Source organism: Methylobacterium sp. E-041 (genome assembly GCF_022829665.1).
In the GTDB taxonomy this organism is placed as follows: Bacteria; Pseudomonadota; Alphaproteobacteria; order Rhizobiales; family Beijerinckiaceae; genus Methylobacterium.
This window is the reverse complement of sequence record NZ_JAKSYQ010000131.1, coordinates 21,681-40,907: the sequence shown is the minus strand read 5'-3', so window position 1 is coordinate 40,907 and position 19,227 is coordinate 21,681. Positions and strand designations below refer to the sequence as shown.

Here is a 19,227-nt window from a genome sequence, read left to right as displayed (position 1 = left end):
TCGTCCAGGCCCCACCCCCATGATCAAGCTCACCCTCGCCGCCGCCCTCGCGCTCGGCGTCGCCGCCCCCGCCGTCGCCCAGGTCATCGAGACGCCGACCGGCACCACCGTCGTCGTGCCGCCGGGCGCGCCGGGCGTGGTCACGCGCCAGACCAACTCGACCGGCGAGGAAGGCGCCGCCACCTACTCGCCGACCGGCCGCGCCGCCGACGGCATCGCCACCGACTCGGCCGCCTCCGGCAACGAGGGCCAGCCCTCGCGCATCGGCTCGACCGGCAGCGGCGGCGGCCGCTGAGCGGACGTTGCGGGCTCGATCGGAGCCCGCGGCAGGTCTGAAACGCAGGACGGCGCATCCGCGAGCGGTGCGCCGTCCTGCTGTTGGGCGATGTGCGATCGGCCCGGCCGCGCGCTGGACCATCGCGCCGGACGAGGCCTACGGGTAGCCGTAGCGGCTCTTGGCGGCGGCGAGCAGGTGCAGCGCCTCGCCGTCGCGGCCGGCGGCGCAGGCTGCCGAGGCATGGGCGAGGTCCGCGCTGAACCGGTCGCCGACCGGCTTGTTGAGGTTGCCGGTGGCGACGTCGCTGTCGACCACGGTCTGGGTCCGGCCGATCGCCGGGCCGCAGCCGGAGCCCTGGGGCAGCACCACGGGGGCCGGCGCCCCCGCGACGGCGACGGCGGGCGCCGCGGCCTTCTGCTGGCACCCGCCGAGCGCGGCGGCGGCGAGGAGGGCGGCGAGCGAGAATCCGGAAATCTTGGTCGGCACGGGCGGCTTTCCCTGACACGGCGCAGCTTGCGCCGGACGGTTTTTGAGCCCGCGCCGCCAGGCGGTCAATCGTAGGCTTCGATTGTGGTGCTCGATCCGCGATCGCCGTTCGCGGTTTCCCTCCCCCGCAGAGGGGGGAGGGAACAGCTCGTTCGTCGACCGAACCGGCCTACTTCGCCTTGTCGGCGATGGCCTTCAGGCCCGACTCGTAGATGCCGGAGATCGCGTCGGTGGCGACGGTGTCCGGGGCGCCCTTGGCGTTGAAGGTCCCGGTCCAGCTCAGCTTCGAGCCGGTGCCGTCCGGCGCCACCGAGAGCGTCGACTTGTAGTCGGAGACCGGCAGCGGGCCGGACAGGATCGTGTAGGTGTAGCTCATCACCTTGTCGTCGCGGGAGACCTGCTCCTCGACGAGGGTGCCGCCGCCCTTGAGCGAGAGGGTGCGGACCTTCATGCCGTCCTTCTCGGACAGCGCGCACTTCTCCACCGCCGGGTGCCAGTCGCCGATGCCGCAGAAGTCGCCGATGGCCTGCCAGACCTTGGCGGGCGGGGCGGCGACCGTGGCGGTCTTGGCGACGTCGATGGCGTAGCCCGGCACCGTGCCGGCGACGAGCGCGAGGACGGGCAGAGCGAGGGTCCGGATCATGATGGGCGTCTCCGACGATAGGCGGCGCGCGCCGGTATTCCCGGCGCCGGCCCTCTCAGGGGGCCCGCACGAGCTAGGCCTCGACCCCCGCCGTGGCAATGGCGGCCGGGATGCGGAGATCGCCGGCCGGCACCCGTCGGTTCTCGCTAGCGCGCATTCCTGCGCCCGGCCTCGGCCAGCTGCTTGGCCCGCGCCCCCTGCGTTTCGAACATCCAGCCCGGGTATTCGCGCGGCAGCACGCTGACCGCATCGAGGGCGTCGAGCTCGGGTTCGCTCAGCTCGATCTGCGTCGCGGCGATGTTGTCGTCGAGCTGGTCGATGCGCTTGGCGCCGACGATGACGCTCGACACCACGCGCCGGTGCAGCAGCCACGCCAGCGCGATCTGCGCGATCGAGACGTTGCGGGCGGCCGCCATCGGCCGCATCGCGTCGATGCAGGATTCGGCGCGGCCGCGCTCCACCGGCGGGAAGTCGAAGGCGGCGCGCCGGCCCTCGCCGGCGGCGTCGCCGGAATACTTGCCCGAGAGCAGGCCGCCGGCGAGCGGGCTCCAGACCATCAGGCCGAGGCGCTCGCTCCGAAGCATCGGCACGATCTCGCGCTCGAGGTCGCGGCCGGCCAGCGTGTAGTAGGCCTGCAGGCTCTCGAAGCGGGCCAGCCCCTCGCGCTCGGAGATGCCGAGCGCCTTCACGATCTGCCAGGCCGCCCAGTTCGAGACGCCGACGTAGCGGACGTGGCCGTGCTGGACGAGGATGTCGAGCGCCCGCACCGTCTCCTCGATCGGGGTCGCCGGGTCGAAGCCGTGGATCTGGTAGAGGTCGATGTGGTCGAGCTGCAGCCGCTTCAGGCTGGCCTTCACCGCGTCGAGCAGATGCACCCGCGAGGCCCCGCGGCTGTTCGCGCCCGGCCCCGTCGGGCCGTAGGCCTTGGTCGCGACGACCACGTTCTCGCGCGGCACCTTGAGGGCCTTCAACGCCTGGCCGGTGATCTGCTCGGACAGGCCCTCGGCGTAGACGTCGGCGGTGTCGACGACATTGATCCCGGCATCGATCGCGCGGCCGACGAGGCGTTCGGCCTCCGCCTGGTCGAGCGCACCGATCTGCCGCCACATCCCTTCCCCGCCGCCGAAGGTCATCGTGCCGAGGCAGAGTTCCGAGACGAAGAGGCCGGTCCGGCCGAGCTTGTTCTGGCGCATGGGGGTGAATCCTATGAGGGGCGTGCCCTTCCCTCCCCCCTCTGCGGGGGAGGGTGGCCCGCGCAGCGGGTCGGGAGAGGGGAGCGACGATGCCTGAAAGGGCGCTCCCCTCTCCCGACCCTCGCTGACGCGAGGCCCACCCTCCCCCGTACCCGAGTCGGGCCTGCCCGACTTGGGCACACGGGGTGCGGATCTCGGGCAAGCCCGAGATCCGTCGGGGGGAGGGAAGGCGCGGCGGGCAAGGGACGGCGCATCGCTCGTCAGATAGGGCCGCCGCAGGCCGGGGCGAGCGGGCCGTCAGCCCTCGCAGCACTCCGCGATCAGCCGGCGCACGAAGGCGGCGCAGGCGTCGAGCTCGGCGAGCGTGATGAATTCGTCGGCCTTGTGGGCGCGGGCGATCGAGCCCGGGCCGACCACCACCGCTGGCACGTCGCCGAGCGCCTGGAACAGCCCGCCCTCGGTGCCGAACGAGACCTTGGCGTGGCCGTTGCGGCCGGCGAGCCGCTTGGCCAGCGTCACCAGCGCCGAATCGGCCGCGGTCTCGAGGCCGGGATAATCGATCAGCGGGGCGACCGCGACGCCGCAGGCGGGATCGCGCGCGGCCATCTCCGCGGCGAGGGTCTCGGTTGCGAAGGCGATCGCGCGCCGGGCCAGCGCACCGGCATCGTCCGCGCCGATGGCCCGGAACTCGAAGTCGACGCTGCAGCGGTCCGGCACGATGTTGAGGGCGGTGCCGCCGTGGACGACGCTGCTGAGCCCGGTGGTGTGGGGCACGTCGTAGAGCGGATCGCGCGCGCCGGATGCCGCCAGCGCGTCGGCCATCTGCCTGACGTGGAGGATGAAGCGCGCGGCGTACTCGACCGCGTTGACGCCGGCCGGCGCCAGCGCCGAGTGGCAGGCCTTGCCGCGGAAGGTGACGCGGGCGGCGTGCTTGCCCTTGTGCCCGGTGACGACCGCCATCCCGGTCGGTTCGCCGACGAAGCATCCCAGCGGCGCGAGGCCCATCGCCCGCATCCGCGCGATCAGCGGGCGCACGCCGAGGCAGCCGACCTCCTCGTCGTAGGACAGGGCCAGGTGGAGCGGCCGGACGAGGGGCGCCGCCGCCATCTCCGGCAGGAGCGCGAGGCAGACGGCGACGAACCCCTTCATGTCCGAGGTGCCGCGCCCGTAGAGCCGGCCGTCGGCCTCGGTCAGCCGGAACGGGTCGTGGCTCCAGTCCTGGCCGGCCACCGGCACCACGTCGCTGTGCCCGGAGAGCACGTAGCCCGGCACGCCGGCCGGCCCGACCGTGATCCACAGGGCAGCCTTCTCCCCCGTCTCGTCCATCACCCGCTCGACCGCGGCGCCGTGCGAGCCCGCGAAATCCTGGACCCAGTCGACCAGCGGCAGGTTCGTCAGCGCGCTGGTGGTGTCGAACGCCACCAGCGTGGCGAGGATGTCCGTGGGCGTCGGTGCGGCTTGCATTCGGTCCTTCGTGCCGGGCTGCGGCGGCCGGGGGTGGTGCCGGGAGGGATAGCGAGAACCGGCCCCCGCGCGCAACGGCGCGGCTCGCGCGCCGGCCGGCGCTCATCCGGCGGGTTTCGGCTTTCGCGGCCGGCGCGGGCGCTTCGGCGCGGCCTCGGCCCGCGCCAGGAACGCCGCGATGTCGGCACCGAGGATCAGCGGCAGGTGGTCCGCGATCCGGGCGTCGTCCCAGGCCCACCAGCACACCTCCAGCAGGCGCGCGATGGTCTCCGGATCGAAGCGGTAGCGCAGGACGGTCGCCGGGTTTCCGGTGACGAGGGCGTAGGGTGGCACGTCGCGGCGCACCACCGCGCCCGCGCCGACCACGGCGCCGCTGCCGATGGTGACGCCCGACAGGATCGTGCTGTTGGCCCCGAGCCAGACCTCGTCGCCGAGGACGACGTCGCCGCGGGTGGCGTGGTCGTGCGCGCCGGCCGCCGCGTTCGGCCAGAAGGCGGCGAGCGCCTTGAACGGGTAGGTGGTGACGAGGTCGGTGCGGTGGTTGCCAAGCGCGATGGTGACGTTCGGCCCGATCGAGCAGAACCGGCCGATGTGGAGCCGGGCCGATTCCGGCTCCAGCACCCGCGGATTGCCGTAGCTGTGCGCCCCCACGGTCCAGCCCCAGCGCGCGATGCCGCGGGCGAGGTGGAAGGCGGTGAGGTCGTCGAAGACCGGTTTGGGCTCGATCATGCGGCGGGGCTCCCCGTCGGCGCCGGCGGGTCGCGCCATGCCTTTCCCGTGCCTGCGATGCCTTTCTACCGTGTCCGCGATGCCTTCCCCCGTGTCAAAGCGCCGGGCGGCACGGGGGAGGATGGAAGGGGCGATCAGGGCCGGCCTGCGATGCCGCCGGGGGCAGCCCGAACCTGCGGCTGCAGCGATCGATATTGAACAAGCCGGCCGCGACACCGTTGCTCCCATATAGAAACCAGGAGGAAACTTGATGTCGTACAAGATTCTCGCGCTCGCCACCTGCCTGATCCTGCCGCTCGGCGGCACCGCCTTCGCCCAGACCGGCAGCCCGGGCGCCGGGCCCAGCGCGGGCGGCACCGTGAATTCGGGCAGCGGCGCGGGCACGGCGGGATCGACCGGCGGCACCATGAGCGGTTCGGGCACCATGGGCGGCTCGGGCACCATGGCCCCGGGCGCCGGTGCGCCGCCCCCCGGCGCCAGCGGCGGCCCCTCGACCAGCACCGCGGGCTCGCCCGCCGGCAGCGGCAGCGGCAACGGCACCACCGGCAGCGGCGCGGCGCCCAGCGGCCGCTGAAGGCCGCGCGGACCCTGATGGAGGCGGAGCGGGCCGGGCGGCCCGCTCCGCCTTTCGCGTTCCCGTTGCCGTCAGCCGCCCTGCAGGCTCTCCGCGAAGTCCTCGGGCACCTCGCCGAAGCTCGCCAGGATCGTCGCGCTTTCCAGCTCGCCGGTCTCGTCGTCGGCCACCACCTTCAGCGCCGCGGTGCCGGGCATCCGCCCGGACATCGCTTCCGCCTTCTTCAGCGCCCCGCTCTCTGTCGGCGCCACCTCGCGGTCGCCGGGCACCAGGCGCTTGCGCTTGACCACGAAGGTCTGGACCACGAACGTCGTCTTCATACCCATTGCGCGTGTCCTTGACCGGTGTGGCGCGAGCCTGGCCCACGATCCTCGGATCGCGAAACCGGGTCGCACGTCTTGTGGGGTCGCATCGTCACACGCGAGACGGCATCCGCCCCGCCTGAAAACGCTCCGACCCGAGGATTGGCACGATTGACGCTAGAGCCTGTCCCGTGATCGATGGATCACGAAACAGGCTCTATCCAGGGTGCGGGATCGCATTGTCTTCAAGCGAGCCGGACGCCGCCTCGCTCGAAAATGCTCTCGCGCCGTCGATGCGCCACCCTCGCGTGCCCGCTCCTTCTACACGGAACCGTCGATGATCGAGACGCGCCGCCGTCCGTGCCGGACCTTGTCGCGCGCCGTCCTGTGCGGATGGGCGCTGGCATCCGCGGGCGGGCCGCTGGGCGCCGCGGCGCGCGACCTGCGCATCGGCCTCGCCGCGGAAGCCACGTCGATCGACCCGCATTTCCACAACCTCGGCCCCAACAACGCGCTGCGGCGCCACATCTTCGAGGGCCTGGTCACCACCGACCCCGCGATGACGGTGCTGCCCGCGCTGGCGCTCGCCTGGACGGCCGACGACGCGCATACCTGGACGTTCAGGCTGCGCCCGAACGTCACCTTCTCGGACGGCACGCCGTTCTCCGCCAACGACGTGATCTACACCTTCTGCCGCATCCCGCTGGTGGAGAACTCGCCCTCCTCCTTCGCCACCTTCGTCCGGCCGTTCGAGAGCGTCACCGCGCCCGATCCGCTGACCGTGGTGATCAGGACCGCCGAGCCGCTGCCGCTGCTGCCGACCAACATCACCGCGCTCGGCATGCTCAGCGCCAAGGCCTCGGGCGCGCCCGGCCCGGTCACCTTCGCCAAGGGCGGGTGCGCCGGCATGGGCACGCCGCCGAAATCCACCGATTTCGGCAACCCCAAGGTCGCCGTCGGCACCGGCCCCTATGCGCTCAAGGAGTACGTGCGCGGCACCCAGGTCGTGCTGGCCCGGAACCCGACCTACTGGGGCGCGGCGCCCGCCTTCGACACGGTGACGATGAAGCCGATCGTCTCCACCGGCCCGCGGGTGGCGGCGCTGCTCGCCGGCGACGCGGACCTGATCGAGAACCCGGCGATCCAGGACCTGCCGCGGATCGAGGCGGCGGGCTTCACCGTCGCCAAGGGCCTGTCGAACCGCATCATCTACATCCACCTCGACCAGTTCGACGGCCCGGGCTGGAAGACGCCGACGATCCGCGGCACCGACAAGGCTGCGCCGCCGGACAAGAACCCGCTGCTCGACCGGCGCGTGCGCGAGGCTTTGTCCAAGGCGATCGACCGCAAGGCCGTCGTCGAGCGGGTGATGGGCGGGGTGGCGCAGGGCGCAGGCGAGCTGCTGCCGTTCCCGCTGGCCGGCACGACCAAGGACTTCCCCGTCGTCGCCTACGATCCGAAGGCGGCTAAGGACCTCCTGGCCCAGGCCGGCTACCCGAACGGCTTCGAGATCACGCTCGGCACGCCGAACGACCGCTACATCAACGACGAGAAGATCGCGCAGGCGGTGGCCCAGATGTGGAGCCGGATCGGCGTGAAGACGAGCCTCGACGCCGCGACCGCGTCGACCTTCTTCACCCGGCGCAACACCTTCTCGTTCTCGGCCTACCTCGCCGGCTGGGGCGCCGATTCCGGCGAGATGTCGAACTCGCTGAATTCGCTGCTGCTGTGCTTCGATCCCGAATCCGGCCGCGGCTTCACCAACCGCGGCCGCTACTGCAACCGCGAGGTCGACCGCCTCACCATCGAGGCGATGCGCACCTTCGACGAGAATGAGCGCTCCGCCCTGCTGCGCCGGGCCTCCGCGCTCGCCATGGCGGACTACCCGCTGATCCCGCTCCACTTCGAGGTCACCCCCTGGGCCACGGTGAAGGGCCTGCGCTACACGCCGCGGATCGACCAGTACACGCTGGCGATGGACGTCGCGGTGGTGAAGTGAGGGATCGGGATTTCCGGGCGCCGGGCATCCCCTCTCCCCGCACGCGGGGAGAGGGCCGCGAGGACCGCGTCGTCGGCGCGGCGAGGCGGCAGCCGACGGTGAGGGGGCTTCGACGGCGGAGCCTCGTCCGTTCGCGTCCCCTCACCATCGCTCCGGCTTCGCCTGCGCTTCCCGGCTGCACGACGGGGTGCAGCCGGGCCTCTCCCCGCGTGCGGGGAGAGGGGACCCGCGCCCCGTTCGGCGGCGTACCTGCATGCTGACCTACCTGATCCAGCGCTTCGGCCAGGCGCTCGTCACCGTCGCGGCGATGGCGACGCTGGTGTTCGTCGGCGTCTACGCCATCGCCGATCCGATCGACATGCTGGCCGCGCCCGACGCGACGCCGGACGAGCGCGCCGCCATCGGTGCCCGGCTCGGGCTCGACCGGTCGCTGCCGGTGCAGTTCGGCACCTTCGCCTGGCGCGCGCTGCACGGGGATCTCGGGCGCTCGTTCGTCTACAACGAGCCCGCCCTGTCGGTGATCCTGCAGCGCCTGCCGGCGACGCTGGAGCTGGCGCTCACCGCCCTGGTGCTCGCGGTCGCGGTCGGCCTGCCGCTCGGGCTCTGGGCCGGCCTCAAGCCGAGCTCGGGCACCGGCCGGACGATCATGACCGGCTCGATCCTGGCGTTCTCGCTGCCGAACTTCTGGCAGGGCCTGATGCTGGTGCTGGTCTTCGCCGTGACGCTCGGCTGGTTTCCGGCCGGCGGCCGCGGCGAGACCGTCAACGTGCTCGGCATCGAGACCGGGCTCCTGACGCTCGACGGCCTGCGCCACCTCGTGCTGCCGGCGGTGAACCTGGCGCTGTTCAAGCTCGCGGTGGTGATCCGGCTGGCGCGCGCCGGCACCCGCGAGGCGATGCTGCAGGACTACGTGCGCTTCGCCCGCGCCAAGGGGCTGTCGCCGGCCCGCATCGTCGGCGTGCACGTCCTGAAGAACATCCTGCTTCCGGTGGTCACCGTGATCGGCCTCGAGCTCGGCTCGATGATCGCCTTCGCCGTCGTCACCGAGACGGTGTTCGCCTGGCCCGGCATCGGCAAGCTCCTGATCGACTCGATCAACCGGCTCGATCGCCCGGTCATCGTCGCCTACCTGATGCTGACCGTGTGCCTGTTCGTGGTCATCAACCTGATCGTCGACCTGATCTACGCCGCCCTCGACCCGCGGGTCCGCCTGTCGGAGGCCGCGTGAGCACGGGCGAGACGCTCCCAACGGCCGGCGGGCCGCCCGCCGCGCGGCCGGTCGCCGCCGCGGCCGAGCCGGTCTGGCGGGCGCACGTGCGTGCGTTCGTCCGCAGCCCCGGCGCGGCGCTCGGCTTGGCGGCCCTGGTGCTGACGGTCCTCGCCGCCTGCCTCGCCCCCTGGATCGCGCCGCAGGACCCCTACGACCTCGCCAACCTCGACGTGATGGACGGCACCCTGCCCCCCGGCAGCCGCAGCGTCTCCGGGATGCTGTACGCGCTCGGCACCGACGCGCAGGGGCGCGACATGCTCTCGGCCATCCTCTACGGCCTGCGCGTCTCCCTCGTCGTCAGCCTCTCGGCGACCCTGGTCGCGGCGACGCTCGGCTCCACGATCGGCGTGCTCGCGGCCAACGCCGGCGGCCGGGTCGATGCCGTGCTGATGCGGCTCGCCGACCTGCAGCTCTCGTTCCCGGCGATCCTGATCGCGCTGGTGCTGCTCGCCGCCTTCGGCCGCGGCGTGGACAAGGTGGTGATCGCCCTGATCGCCGTGCAATGGGCCTACTACGCCCGCGCCATCCGGGCGACCGCCCTGGTCGAGCGCCGGCGCGAGTACATGGAGGCCGCCCGCGCGCTCGCGCTGCCGCGCCGCAGCCTGATCTTCCGCCACCTGCTGCCGAACTGCTCGGCCCCGGTGATCGTGGTGGCGACGATGCAGGTGGCGCACGCCATCGCGCTCGAGGCGACCTTGTCCTTCCTCGGCGTCGGCGTGCCGGTGACCGAGCCCTCCCTCGGGCTGCTGATCAAGAACGGCTACGACTACCTGCTCTCGGGCAAGTACTGGATCTCGACCTTCCCCGGCCTGGCGCTGGTGGCGGTCATCGTCGCGATCAACCTCGTCGGCGACCGGCTGCGCGACGTGCTGAACCCGAGGTTTTCGGATTGATACCCTCCGGGACCGGCCGAAGAATTCTGTCCGTGCACATCCCTTCCGGCCCCGGCGGGCGATCGCGGTCACATGTTTCGCCACGCATTCCCGAGGTGGCGCGGGTTCCCTCTTCCGTTCGGGAGAGGGGGCTGCGTGGTGCTTCGCGCAATCCGTCCGTCTGCCGACGCGCGGGCATGCGCGCCTCCGCGAGCCCGCAGAGGGGGGAGGCAAGCGGCGTCGGGCAGGGGAATGCGCCATGACCGCCCCCGTCCTCGCCCTCGAAGACCTCAGCGTGAGCTTCAAAGCCGGCGGGCGCGAGCACGTCGCCGTCGACCGGGTGAGCCTCACCGTGGGCCGCGGCGAGGTGCTGGGGCTCGTCGGCGAATCCGGCTCGGGCAAGTCGGTGACCGGGCTCGCGCTGATGGGGCTGATCGAGGCGCCCGGCCGGGTCTCGGGCGGCCGGATCCTGCTCGAGGGTCGCGACATCGCCGGTCTGCCGGAGGCCGAGCTCCGGCCGCTGCGCGGCAGGCGGATGGCGATGATCTTCCAGGACCCGATGACCACCCTGAACCCGGTGCTGCGGGTCGAGACCCAGGTGGTCGAGGCGATCCGCGCGCACGAGCGCGTCGGGGCGGCGGCCGCCCGGGCGCGGGCGCGCGAGGCCCTGGTCAAGGTCGGGATCCCGGCACCCGACGCGCGCCTGCGCGCCTATCCGCACCAGCTCTCGGGCGGGATGCGCCAGCGCATCGCCATCGCCATCGCGCTGCTGCACGCGCCGGCCCTGCTCATCGCCGACGAGCCGACGACGGCCCTCGACGTGACGATCCAGGCGCAGATCCTGGCCGAGGCGCAGGGTCTCTGCGCCGAGATGGGCACCGCCCTGATCTGGATCACCCACGACCTCGCGGTGGTGGCCGGGCTCAGCGACAGGCTCTGCGTGATGTATGCCGGCCGCATCGTCGAGGCCGGGCCGGTGGCCGACGTCATCGAGGCGCCGCTGCATCCCTACAGCGCCGGGCTGATCGCCTCCGCCCCGAGCCGCAACGCCCGCGGCGTGCCGCTGGCGCAGATCCCCGGCATGGCGCCCGCGCTGACGGACCGCCCGCCGGGCTGCGCCTTCGCCCCGCGCTGCGCCTGCGCCACGCCGGACTGCGCCGTGCCGCCACCGACCGCGCGCGCCGAGCCGTCGCGGTTCGCCCTCTGCCGCCATCCCCTCCAGCCGGCGCGTTTCACGTGAAACCTTTGGTCAGCCTCGAGGGCGTCTCGAAGCGGTTCGGGTCGAGCCCGTCGCTGGCCGCCCGGCTCGCCGGGTTGCTGGGCGAGCGCCGGCCGCCGAGCGCGGTGCAGGCCGTGACCGAGGTCGACCTCGCGATCGGAGCCGGCGAGGTGGTCGGGCTCGTCGGCGAATCCGGCTGCGGGAAATCCACCCTGGCGCGGCTTGCGGCCGGCCTCCACGCCCCGAGCCGGGGCCGGGTGCTGCGGGACGGGCGCGACCTTGCCGGGTCGAGCGCCGCGGAACGCCGCGCGGCCGCGCTGTCCGTCCAGATGATCTTCCAGGACGCCACCGCGTCCCTCAACCCGCGCCTGCGGGTGCTCGACATCGTCGGCGAGGCCCCCGTCGCCCACGGCCTCGTCGCGGCCCGCGACAAGCGCGCCTACGTGGCCGACCAGCTCGCCCGGGTCAGCCTCGGGGCCGACGCGATGGCGCGCTACCCGCACCAGTTCTCCGGCGGCCAGCGCGCCCGCATCGGCATCGCGCGGGCCCTGGCGGTGAAGCCGCGGATGCTGGTCTGCGACGAGTCGGTGGCGGCGCTCGACGTCTCGATCCAGGCGCAGGTGCTGAACCTGTTCCTGGAGCTCCGCCGCGACCTCGGCCTGACCTACCTGTTCGTCAGCCACGACCTCGGGGTGATCGCCCACGTCGCCTCGCGCGTGGCGGTGATGTATCTCGGCCGCCTCGTCGAGGTGGCGCCGGCCGAGACCCTGTTCTGCGCCCCCGCCCACCCCTACACGATCAGCCTGCTCGCTCAGACGCCGAAGCTGGTGCCGGGCAAGCGCCGGTTCCAGGCGCTCCCCGGGGAGCCGCCGTCCCCGCTCGCGCCCCCGCCCGGCTGCCCGTTCCACCCGCGCTGCCCGGCCGCGATCGCCGTCTGCCGCACCGAGCTTCCGCTGCGCCGCTCGGTGGGGCCGGAGCATGAGGTGGCGTGCCACCGGGACCGCGGCGAGCTCGGGGCGGGGGACCGCACGGCGTGAGATGTCGGCGGATGGCCTTCATGACGATGGCTTGCATCCGGCCCATGCCGCGCCTGCGGACGGCCGTCGATGTCCCCCGAGAGCGGTCGTCCATCGGCCGCCCGGCACCTTCGCCTCGGGGCCGCGTCCACACCCCGGCCACGAGGTTCGGACCCTGCGGTTCTGTTGTACCGGTTTCGAGGAAACCCGCACAACGCATGCCGGCCGATGAGAGCGCGACCCAGTCACGTGCAAATCGCCTTCGCCGATCTGATCGCGAAGGCATTCGATGCGGAGTTCGACGCCGCGTATCCGGAGAATGGACGCTTCGCGAAGCGCGCGCGCCGTGACCGGGCGGCGTTCCGATAGGGACGATGCGATCGCGCCGCTTCGCCAGCGTGGTCGGGTTCGCGGATCCCCGCTTCAGCCGGAGGCGGCGCGGGTCCCCTCGTCCCGAACGGGAGAGGGGGCCGAGTCGGCGATGCGAACGATCCGTTCGAACCTGTGTCAGCCCGGCTCCGCCGACCCGCGCAGCGCTGCCGCGTCCGCGTGGATCGCCCGGAACAGCGTCGGCGCGCCGCGCATGAACACGAGCACGTCGTCGGCGAGGATCGGGCCGACGTCGTCGGGGGTCGGCAGGTTGTACACGTACTTGCGCACCGCGATGTAGAACACCTGGCCGTGCAGCGCCCAGACCGCCTCGATCTCGCGCTCCTGGAACGGCAGCACCTCGGGCGGCGCGAGGCCGAATTCGACCCGTAACTCGGCGCAGACGGGCAGGATCAGCGCCTCGCGCAGGATGGCTAGGTAGCGCGGGGTGATGTCGACCGAGCGCAGGCCGGCGAACACGAAGATCCGCACCCATTCGTAGTCGAAGATCCGGGCGGCGTATTCCTGGTAGAACCGCACCAGCCGCGCCTCCAGCGGATGGCTGCGGTCCCGCACCATCGGGCCCCAATCCGGGTTCCAGCGCGCGACGAAGACCCGGTCGTAGACCCGCTCGATCAGCGCTTCCTTGGTTGGGAAGTAGCGGAAGATCGCCGAGTGGGTGATGCCCATCCGCGCGGCGAGCTCGCGGGTCTGGCCGCCGAAGCCCTGCTCGGCGAAGAAGCGGGTCGCCGCCTCGACGATCTGCCGCTCGCGCTCGGCACCCGGCAGGTGGCGGCGGCGGCGGCGCGGCGGCCCTTCGGAATCGTCCCCGTCCACGCTGGCTCCGCCCTTCCTCCCCCGCGTCGGTCCCCATCCGCCGAACGTTGTCGCGACGAGACGTCAAGGTTTGACGGGTCGGCGCGCCGAGGGCAACCTGGGGTGAACACCGATGCCGAGGCGCGGGCGGCCGCGCCTCCCCCCGGCCCCGCACGGATCCGGGGCCTGCCCGCGCTCCGGGCGCGCCCGCCGAGGTCGGGAGGGCCCGCCTCCGGTGAAGCGAGGGCGAAGTGAGGCCTTTCCGGGGTTCGCCCGCCCGCGCGCGCCTACGCCGCCGCGTCCCAGGTCTCGCTGATGCGGCGCCCGGCCCGGGTGAGGTGGGCGCGCAGCACCACGTCGCCCGGGGGCATCGCGGCGGGGGGGCGCCACTCGACGTAGATGCGCCAGCCCCCGGTCTGCGGCACCGGCGCGGCGACGGGATCGTGCATCGTGCCGGCGCTGGCCGAGACGATCGCGGCGACGCCCGCCCCCTCGGCGTCGAGGGCGCCCTGCGGCAGATCCGGCCCCGCGAAGTCGATGCAGTACAGCCGCCGGCCGGGGATCGGCGGGTCGACCGGGCGCAGGCGGTCGGGCGAGCCGATGCGGGTCGAGATCACGCGGGCGAGGGTGCCGGGCAGCGCCGGCACCGGCTCGGCTCCCACCGTGGTGAGCCCGTAGGCGAGCGCGATCGGGTGGCCGGGGCGGACGGGCGCGTCCGGCACGAAGGCCGCCACGATGTTGTCCATGTACTCCTCGACCGAGGGGATCTCGAACAGCTGCACCTGGCCGGCCGCGAACGCGTCGCCGGCCCGCGGCGAGGCGCCGGCCGCGACCATCTCGGGTTTCGTCGCGGGGGCGGCGGGCTCGACCCACAGGCCGGGCCGGGCCTCCTGCCGCGCCTCGACGTCGAGGTAGGCGGCAAAGGTCCGCTCGCGCTGCATCAGCCCGAAGCCGGAGAGCGGCGCCGCGCGGAAGGCGGAGATCTGCGGGCTCGGGCGGCCGTTGACCAGCGGGCGCCACAGCCGGTCGGCGCCGGAGCGCACCACCAGCCCGTCGGAATCGTGCACCTGCGGCCGGAAGTCGTCGAAGGGCTTGGCGCCGCGCGCGCCCGGCCCGTTCTGGCCGTGCAGGAACATGCTGGTGAGCGGGGCCAGCCCGAGCTGGGGAATGTCCTTCCGCGGGTGGAGCGCGGCGGTGACCTGGATGTGCGCCGGGTCGCCCGGCGCGATCTCGAAGCGGTAGGCGCCGGACAGGCTCGGGCTGTCGAGGAGCGAGAGCACGGTGATCGTCTTCGCATCGTCCTCCGGCTCGCAGATCCAGTGGGCGGTGAAGTCGGGAAACTCCTCGCCCGCGGCCGAGCCGGTGCCGATCGCCGCGCCGCGCGCCGAGAGCCCGTATTCCTGGCCCTCGCCGCGCAGGCGGAAGTACGACGCGCCGAGGAACACCAGGAACTCCTCCTGGAAGCCGCGCGGGCGGCCGGGCGGGGTCTCGGTGGCGGCGAAGTGCAGTCGGAAGCCGGCAAAGCCGAGCGTCGTCGGGAAGCTCTGGCCGTCGAGCGCCCGGCCCAGCTCGAACAGGCCGGGCTCGTAGGCGACGGCCTGGGCCGGCCCGGCCTTCGGCTGCAGGTACAGCGCGCAGCGCTTGCGCTGCAGGAAGCCGCGGTGGAACAGCTGCGCGCTGAAGTGCCGCCCGAGGCGTAGGGCCGCCGCCGGGCGGAAGACGATGGCGCGGTACTGGTCGTAGGTCAGCCCGGCGAGGGCGCCCGGCAGGTCCTCGGGCGGCGCGACGTAGGGCGCGCCGGCCAGCCGCTCGGCCATCGCGGACACCGTGGCGAAGGTGGTCGGCCCGTCCGTCACCGCTTGCCGCTCCTGCGCCATCGTTCGGGCCTCATTCAGATCGATGACGCTAGGAACGACGCTGCCGACCATCGCGGTCAGGGCCGTGCGGAGAACGCGGCGGCGGGAGGGGGACAAGCTGGCGGCCGATCGCGGGGAGGCCTTGGGGCTTCCTCGCGCCGGCAGGCCCGGCCCCGGCCCGTCGCCCCGGCCCTCGCCGGCGCCGCGCTGCGGCCCCGCCTCCGGCGGGTGGTCCTCACCTTCGAGTTCGATGCGCTCCATGCCCGCCACGCGCCCCATTCCGTCCACGAAAGTGCCGGCCTCCCACGCCGACGGGCGCCCTGTCGAGAGGTGCGCGGCCGAAACCTGGCAGCGCGCCGGGCGCATCGGCTCGCTGCGCGGGCGGCGGCTGGCGCTCGCGTTGCCGTCGCTCGCCACCGGCGCGGCGCTCGCGTGGCTGGCGGCCGTCGCCTACCCGGTCCCGGCCGACCCGACCGGCGCCTGGCTCGCCCGCACCGTGCTGGTCCTGTTCGCGGTGGTGATGACCTGGCAGTCGTTCGTCGCGTGGCAGTACCTCTACGGCCTGATCGCCGCCGGCCTCGGCGCGCGGGCGAAATCCGCCCTGGAGCGCCGCTCGGAGACGGTGCCGGCGCAGGCGTCGGGCCTGTCGCGCACGGCGGCCGTGGTGGCGATCCACGCCGAGGACCCGGTGGCGGTGTTCGCGGCGCTGCGGGTGATGGCGCGCTCGCTCGCCCGCGACGCCGCGCGGGACGGTGCCCAGGACGAGTCCCTCGGCGGCGACATCGACCTTTTCGTCCTCTCCGACACCCGCGACGGCGCGATCGCGGCGGTGGAGGAGCACGAGTTCGCCCGGATCCAGGCCTGGCGCGAGACCGCCGGCCCCGGCATCCCGCGGATCCGCTATCGCCGCCGCACCGAGAACATCGGGCGCAAGGCCGGCAACATCGCCGAGTTCACCAGGACCTACGGCGACCAGTACGACTTCATGATCGTGCTCGACGCCGACAGCCTGATGACCGGCGCCACGATGCGTCGCCTCGCCCGGCTGATGGAGGAGAGCCCGGCGACCGGCCTGATCCAGACCGTGTCCTACGCCGCCGGCCGCGACACGCTGTTCGCCCGCATCCAGCAATTCGCGGTGCGGCTTTACGCGCCGCTGGCCCTGCGCTGCCTGGAGACTTGGCAGGGGCCGGACGGGAGCTACTGGGGCCACAACGCGATCCTGCGGGTCGTGGCGTTCGCCGACCACGCCCAGCTGCCGGTGCTGCCGGGCAGGGCGCCCCTGGGCGGCGAGATCCTGTGCCACGACATCGTCGAGGGCGGGATGCTGGCCCGCGCCGGCTGGGAGGTCCGCCTGCTGCCGGAGATGGGCGGCACCTGGGAGGAGATGCCGACGAACCTCGTCGACCTCCTCGGGCGCGAGCGCCGCTGGTGCCAGGGCAACATGCAGCACCTGCGCGTCCTGCCCTGGCCGGGCCTGCGCGCGGCGAGCCGCTGGCACCTCGCCGTCGGCATCGTCTCCTACGGGGTGCTGCCCCTGTGGATCGCCTACCTCGTCGCGGGGGCGTGGCTGGCCGCGCGCACCGGCGAGCTCGGCCTGCTCGGCTACGGGCTGACCGGCACCGGCGCCGCCGCGCACGGGCTCGCCGCGCTCACCCTCACGGTGCTGGCCCTGCCGAAGCTCCTGAGCCTCGGCCACGTGCTCGCCTCCAAGGCGCGGCGCGACGCCTTCGGCGGCACCCGCTCGCTGCTGGCGAGCGCGGCGCTCGAGCAGGGCATCTGGGTGCTGCTCTGGCCGGTGATGACGCTGTTCACCGCCGGCGCGGTGATCTCGACCTTCTTCGGCCGGGTCGTGCGCTGGGACGCCCAGGCCCGCGACGACCGCAAGGTGAGCTGGGCGGAAGCCTGCCGCCTGCAGGCCGACGCCCTCGTGGTCGGCGCGCTCGCCGGCCTCGCGCTGGCGCTGGTCGGCGACCCGTGGCTCGCCCTGTGGCTGTCGCCGGTGGTGATCGCGCTGCTGACGAGCCCGGCCCAGAGCGTGCTGACCAGCCGGGCCGATCTCGGCCGGGCGGCCCGCGCCCGCGGCCTGTTCCTCACCGTCGACGACACCGCCCAGGCGCCCGAGCTCGCCGACCTCGCCGGGAGCCGCGCCCTGCCGCCGCCCAAGCGCGCCCCCGTGCTGCGCGGGCCGCTCTGGGTCCCGGCCGCCGACGAGGCGTGACGCCGGACGGGGGCCGGGGCGGGCGTGCTGCGGACCCTATCCGCGCGCCGCCGTCTGCCCGACGGGCGCCCGCCGCATCAGCCGCGGGCGCCAGACGCCGAGCACCACGTTGGCGGTGGCGACGACCAAGAGCAGCCACAGGGTGTTGCGCTCGGGCCCGAGCGACTGGGCCAGCGTCGCCGGGTCGAGGCGGCCGGCCAAGGCCGCGGCGCTCAAGTCGGCCTCCTGCCGCATCGGCCCCTGGACGTAGACGAGGCCGCCCTCGAACATCAGCACGCCGGTGGCGAGCTTCGCCCAGGCCCAGGCCGCCCGGTGGAAGGCGCGCTGCGCCAGGGCGAGGAGGCCGGCCAGCAGCGTCAGCGCCAGCGCGGGCAGGAAGATCCAGGTGGCGACCGCGCCCATCGCGCCGCGCATCAGCGCGTATCCGGCCCCGTCGGCCGGCGGCGGCACGAACGTGAACAGCACGAGCAGGCAGGCCAACGCTCCCATCAGCCCGACCGCGCCCATCGTGTGCAGGAACTTCAGGAGGCGTCGCACGGCATTCCATCCTCCCTCGCGGCCGAAGCTCATGAGCCGCGGCGGCGACAGGGTAGACCGGGAATCGGGATCGCGCACGCGACACGCCGTCCCGGCCCCCCACCTCAGGCAACGGACGGCCCGCTCACGGGTTGGCCCGGCATGACGAGCATCGCCATCATGATCGGAACGCCGACGGGCTCGAAGCTCCTGGCCGCGGCGAGCGAGCGGCAGGCCGCCCTGTCGGCCGAACGGATCATCCTGCGCTGCCCGCGCGCCGCCCTGCCGGTGCCGCTCTGGGTCCAGTGCGCCGACCCGGCGATCTCGGCCCGGCTCACCACCTATCTCGGCGGCCTCCAGGCCGAGCTGATCGGCGTCCCGGCGGCCTGACGCCGGGCGGCGGGGCGGATCGAGATCCGGTTCGCGCACGCGACGGTGCCGCGAACCGGTGCGGCGATCTCCGCCAGGCTCTTGCGTTTCCCGATTCGCTCGGCCGGTGGCCATGACGGGTTCGGTGGCGAGCCTTGCGGCATGCAAGCCTTGCCGGTTGCGCGGCCTAGGCCCGAAGACCTATCCGGAATGGGCCATGGCCTATTTCGACCACGTGATCGATGGCGTGAGGCTCGACCTTGCCCATCTGGAGCCGCGCCGTCTGACGTTCTTCGTCGACAAGATCGGCCGTGCGCTGTCGATCGAGGTACGCTTCTCGAATCACTGCTTCACCGTCGGTTTCGACGACGAACGTCACGACCGCCAGCACCTGATCTGGGACCATCGGAGCCGTCGCGCATACGATCCCGCGCGGCACGAACTCTCCCGCCGATTGCCGGCCATCGTCGACGCTTTGCCGGGTGCCTCGGTCTACATGACGCCGACGGATCGGAACTACGTCTATCTCGCCAACGTCGTGCTGGCCGATGGCGCGTGCTATCCGATGTACTTCAGCCTCCGCCGGGCGGCGGCCGGGCATCGGCAGCAACTGCTCATCGTCGTCGAGAGCGCGTACCCGGTGCAGGATCGGCGGCGGGTGCTGGCCGGCACGACCAAGATCAGCTTCGCGGTCCTGTGCGCGAAGGTGTACCAGGGTGATCGGGTGCGGCCCCGGGCGCGGCGCTGAGGCATTCTCAAGCGCGGTGGAGCCCGGCTCGCATGAGGAAGATGCGATCTCACGACAGGACCGCGCCCTTTCCGGCGGGCCGGCATCCACGGTTCGGGACGGCTCCGGACGTGAAAGGCCCCTCGCTCACGGGGAGGAGGGGCCATCACTCGCCGGGACACTTGGCTATCTCGCGTTGCGCGTGGACCGACTGCGGTTGCCCGTCGTCGGCGGCCTGGGGCTATCGCGGCAAGCCGCTCAGGCGATCCGTCCCCAGGCACGGAATAAGGCACGCGCAGGCCGGAATTT

19 protein-coding genes are annotated in these 19,227 nt (G+C 73.2%); 10 read left to right on the top strand and 9 right to left on the bottom strand.

The genetic code is table 11. The features are described 5' to 3' along the window. The first annotated feature begins 19 nt into the window (after positions 1-19). Entirely contained in the window at positions 20-295 is a 276-nt protein-coding gene (locus MKK70_RS11875; RefSeq protein WP_147860201.1) for a hypothetical protein, read from the top strand. Positions 296-433: 138 nt separating this feature from the next. On the opposite strand, the gene MKK70_RS11870 is transcribed toward MKK70_RS11875, so the two are convergent. The 5 genes from MKK70_RS11870 to MKK70_RS30610 all read right to left on the bottom strand — a co-directional run bounded on the left by MKK70_RS11870 (position 434) and on the right by MKK70_RS30610 (position 4,792). Next, on the bottom strand, positions 434-763 hold the full coding sequence (locus MKK70_RS11870; RefSeq protein ID WP_243947912.1) for a hypothetical protein: 330 nt from the start codon (positions 761-763) through the stop codon (positions 434-436). 169 nt (positions 764-932) lie between these two features. After that, entirely contained in the window at positions 933-1,406 is a 474-nt protein-coding gene (locus MKK70_RS11865) for an SRPBCC family protein (protein WP_147729221.1), read from the bottom strand. 146 nt (positions 1,407-1,552) lie between these two features. Next, on the bottom strand, positions 1,553-2,599 hold the full coding sequence (locus tag MKK70_RS11860) for an aldo/keto reductase (protein ID WP_243947910.1): 1,047 nt from the start codon (positions 2,597-2,599) through the stop codon (positions 1,553-1,555). A 297-nt stretch (positions 2,600-2,896) separates the two neighbouring features. Further along, positions 2,897-4,063 (bottom strand): acetylornithine deacetylase, encoded by a 1,167-nt coding sequence (argE, locus tag MKK70_RS11855; RefSeq protein WP_243947908.1) that lies wholly within the window; start codon positions 4,061-4,063, stop codon positions 2,897-2,899. A gap of 102 nt (positions 4,064-4,165) precedes the next feature. Next, complete coding sequence (locus tag MKK70_RS30610; RefSeq protein ID WP_279603611.1) at positions 4,166-4,792, bottom strand: CatB-related O-acetyltransferase; 627 nt, start codon at positions 4,790-4,792, stop codon at positions 4,166-4,168. A gap of 250 nt (positions 4,793-5,042) precedes the next feature. Between MKK70_RS30610 and MKK70_RS11845 the strand changes: the two genes are divergently transcribed. After that, positions 5,043-5,366 carry a hypothetical protein gene (locus tag MKK70_RS11845; protein WP_147863032.1) on the top strand — a complete coding sequence of 108 codons (324 nt, stop codon included), beginning with the start codon at positions 5,043-5,045 and terminating at the stop codon, positions 5,364-5,366. A gap of 71 nt (positions 5,367-5,437) precedes the next feature. Here the strand turns inward: MKK70_RS11845 and MKK70_RS11840 are convergent, their stop codons facing one another. Further along, positions 5,438-5,692: a hypothetical protein gene (locus MKK70_RS11840; protein WP_147729101.1), complete on the bottom strand. Its 255-nt coding sequence runs from the start codon at positions 5,690-5,692 to the stop codon at positions 5,438-5,440. Positions 5,693-6,005: 313 nt separating this feature from the next. Between MKK70_RS11840 and MKK70_RS11835 the strand changes: the two genes are divergently transcribed. From MKK70_RS11835 to MKK70_RS11815, 5 genes are all read left to right on the top strand, one after another. Further along, positions 6,006-7,667: an ABC transporter substrate-binding protein gene (locus MKK70_RS11835; RefSeq protein ID WP_243947905.1), complete on the top strand. Its 1,662-nt coding sequence runs from the start codon at positions 6,006-6,008 to the stop codon at positions 7,665-7,667. Between the two features lie 253 nt (positions 7,668-7,920). Next, positions 7,921-8,895 (top strand): ABC transporter permease, encoded by a 975-nt coding sequence (locus MKK70_RS11830; RefSeq protein WP_243947904.1) that lies wholly within the window; start codon positions 7,921-7,923, stop codon positions 8,893-8,895. Positions 8,896-8,981: 86 nt separating this feature from the next. After that, positions 8,982-9,830 (top strand): ABC transporter permease, encoded by an 849-nt coding sequence (locus MKK70_RS11825; protein ID WP_243938231.1) that lies wholly within the window; start codon positions 8,982-8,984, stop codon positions 9,828-9,830. A gap of 238 nt (positions 9,831-10,068) precedes the next feature. Beyond that, positions 10,069-11,049, top strand: a complete 981-nt coding sequence (locus MKK70_RS11820) for an ABC transporter ATP-binding protein (RefSeq protein ID WP_243947894.1) — start codon at positions 10,069-10,071, stop codon at positions 11,047-11,049. Continuing rightward, entirely contained in the window at positions 11,046-12,065 is a 1,020-nt protein-coding gene (locus MKK70_RS11815; RefSeq protein WP_243938192.1) for an ABC transporter ATP-binding protein, read from the top strand. Before MKK70_RS11820 ends, MKK70_RS11815 begins: the two co-directional genes overlap by 4 nt. A 486-nt stretch (positions 12,066-12,551) precedes the next feature. On the opposite strand, the gene MKK70_RS11810 is transcribed toward MKK70_RS11815, so the two are convergent. Next, positions 12,552-13,250, bottom strand: coding sequence for a TetR/AcrR family transcriptional regulator (locus tag MKK70_RS11810; RefSeq protein WP_243947892.1), 699 nt, complete (start codon positions 13,248-13,250; stop codon positions 12,552-12,554). A 266-nt stretch (positions 13,251-13,516) separates the two neighbouring features. After that, positions 13,517-15,106 carry a glucan biosynthesis protein gene (locus MKK70_RS11805; RefSeq protein ID WP_279603616.1) on the bottom strand — a complete coding sequence of 530 codons (1,590 nt, stop codon included), beginning with the start codon at positions 15,104-15,106 and terminating at the stop codon, positions 13,517-13,519. A 238-nt stretch (positions 15,107-15,344) separates the two neighbouring features. Here MKK70_RS11805 and mdoH point away from each other — a divergent pair, with 238 nt between their 5' ends. Next, on the top strand, positions 15,345-17,306 hold the full coding sequence (mdoH, locus tag MKK70_RS11800) for a glucans biosynthesis glucosyltransferase MdoH (RefSeq protein ID WP_243947889.1): 1,962 nt from the start codon (positions 15,345-15,347) through the stop codon (positions 17,304-17,306). A 36-nt stretch (positions 17,307-17,342) separates the two neighbouring features. Here mdoH and MKK70_RS11795 read toward each other — a convergent pair whose 3' ends face one another. Then, on the bottom strand, positions 17,343-17,843 hold the full coding sequence (locus MKK70_RS11795) for a hypothetical protein (protein ID WP_243947888.1): 501 nt from the start codon (positions 17,841-17,843) through the stop codon (positions 17,343-17,345). A 141-nt stretch (positions 17,844-17,984) separates the two neighbouring features. Between MKK70_RS11795 and MKK70_RS11790 the strand changes: the two genes are divergently transcribed. Together MKK70_RS11790 and MKK70_RS11785 are read left to right on the top strand one after the other, a co-directional pair. After that, positions 17,985-18,212 carry a hypothetical protein gene (locus MKK70_RS11790; RefSeq protein ID WP_147729635.1) on the top strand — a complete coding sequence of 76 codons (228 nt, stop codon included), beginning with the start codon at positions 17,985-17,987 and terminating at the stop codon, positions 18,210-18,212. 196 nt (positions 18,213-18,408) lie between these two features. After that, positions 18,409-18,939, top strand: coding sequence for a hypothetical protein (locus MKK70_RS11785; RefSeq protein ID WP_147729636.1), 531 nt, complete (start codon positions 18,409-18,411; stop codon positions 18,937-18,939). Positions 18,940-19,227: the final 288 nt, after the last annotated feature.

What these genes read in the sequence shown, in the direction of transcription:
- MKK70_RS11875 (WP_147860201.1), top strand. Translation starts at nt 20, where the DNA reads ATGATCAAGCTCACCCTCGCCGCCGCCCTCGCGCTCGGCGTCGCCGCC.
- MKK70_RS11865 (WP_147729221.1), bottom strand. Translation starts at nt 1,406, where the DNA reads ATGATCCGGACCCTCGCTCTGCCCGTCCTCGCGCTCGTCGCCGGCACG.
- MKK70_RS11860 (WP_243947910.1), bottom strand. Translation starts at nt 2,599, where the DNA reads ATGCGCCAGAACAAGCTCGGCCGGACCGGCCTCTTCGTCTCGGAACTC.
- argE (WP_243947908.1), bottom strand. Translation starts at nt 4,063, where the DNA reads ATGCAAGCCGCACCGACGCCCACGGACATCCTCGCCACGCTGGTGGCG.
- MKK70_RS30610 (WP_279603611.1), bottom strand. Translation starts at nt 4,792, where the DNA reads ATGATCGAGCCCAAACCGGTCTTCGACGACCTCACCGCCTTCCACCTC.
- MKK70_RS11845 (WP_147863032.1), top strand. Translation starts at nt 5,043, where the DNA reads ATGTCGTACAAGATTCTCGCGCTCGCCACCTGCCTGATCCTGCCGCTC.
- MKK70_RS11840 (WP_147729101.1), bottom strand. Translation starts at nt 5,692, where the DNA reads ATGGGTATGAAGACGACGTTCGTGGTCCAGACCTTCGTGGTCAAGCGC.
- MKK70_RS11835 (WP_243947905.1), top strand. Translation starts at nt 6,006, where the DNA reads ATGATCGAGACGCGCCGCCGTCCGTGCCGGACCTTGTCGCGCGCCGTC.
- MKK70_RS11830 (WP_243947904.1), top strand. Translation starts at nt 7,921, where the DNA reads ATGCTGACCTACCTGATCCAGCGCTTCGGCCAGGCGCTCGTCACCGTC.
- MKK70_RS11820 (WP_243947894.1), top strand. Translation starts at nt 10,069, where the DNA reads ATGACCGCCCCCGTCCTCGCCCTCGAAGACCTCAGCGTGAGCTTCAAA.
- MKK70_RS11805 (WP_279603616.1), bottom strand. Translation starts at nt 15,106, where the DNA reads ATGGCGCAGGAGCGGCAAGCGGTGACGGACGGGCCGACCACCTTCGCC.
- mdoH (WP_243947889.1), top strand. Translation starts at nt 15,345, where the DNA reads ATGCCCGCCACGCGCCCCATTCCGTCCACGAAAGTGCCGGCCTCCCAC.
- MKK70_RS11790 (WP_147729635.1), top strand. Translation starts at nt 17,985, where the DNA reads ATGACGAGCATCGCCATCATGATCGGAACGCCGACGGGCTCGAAGCTC.
- MKK70_RS11785 (WP_147729636.1), top strand. Translation starts at nt 18,409, where the DNA reads ATGGCCTATTTCGACCACGTGATCGATGGCGTGAGGCTCGACCTTGCC.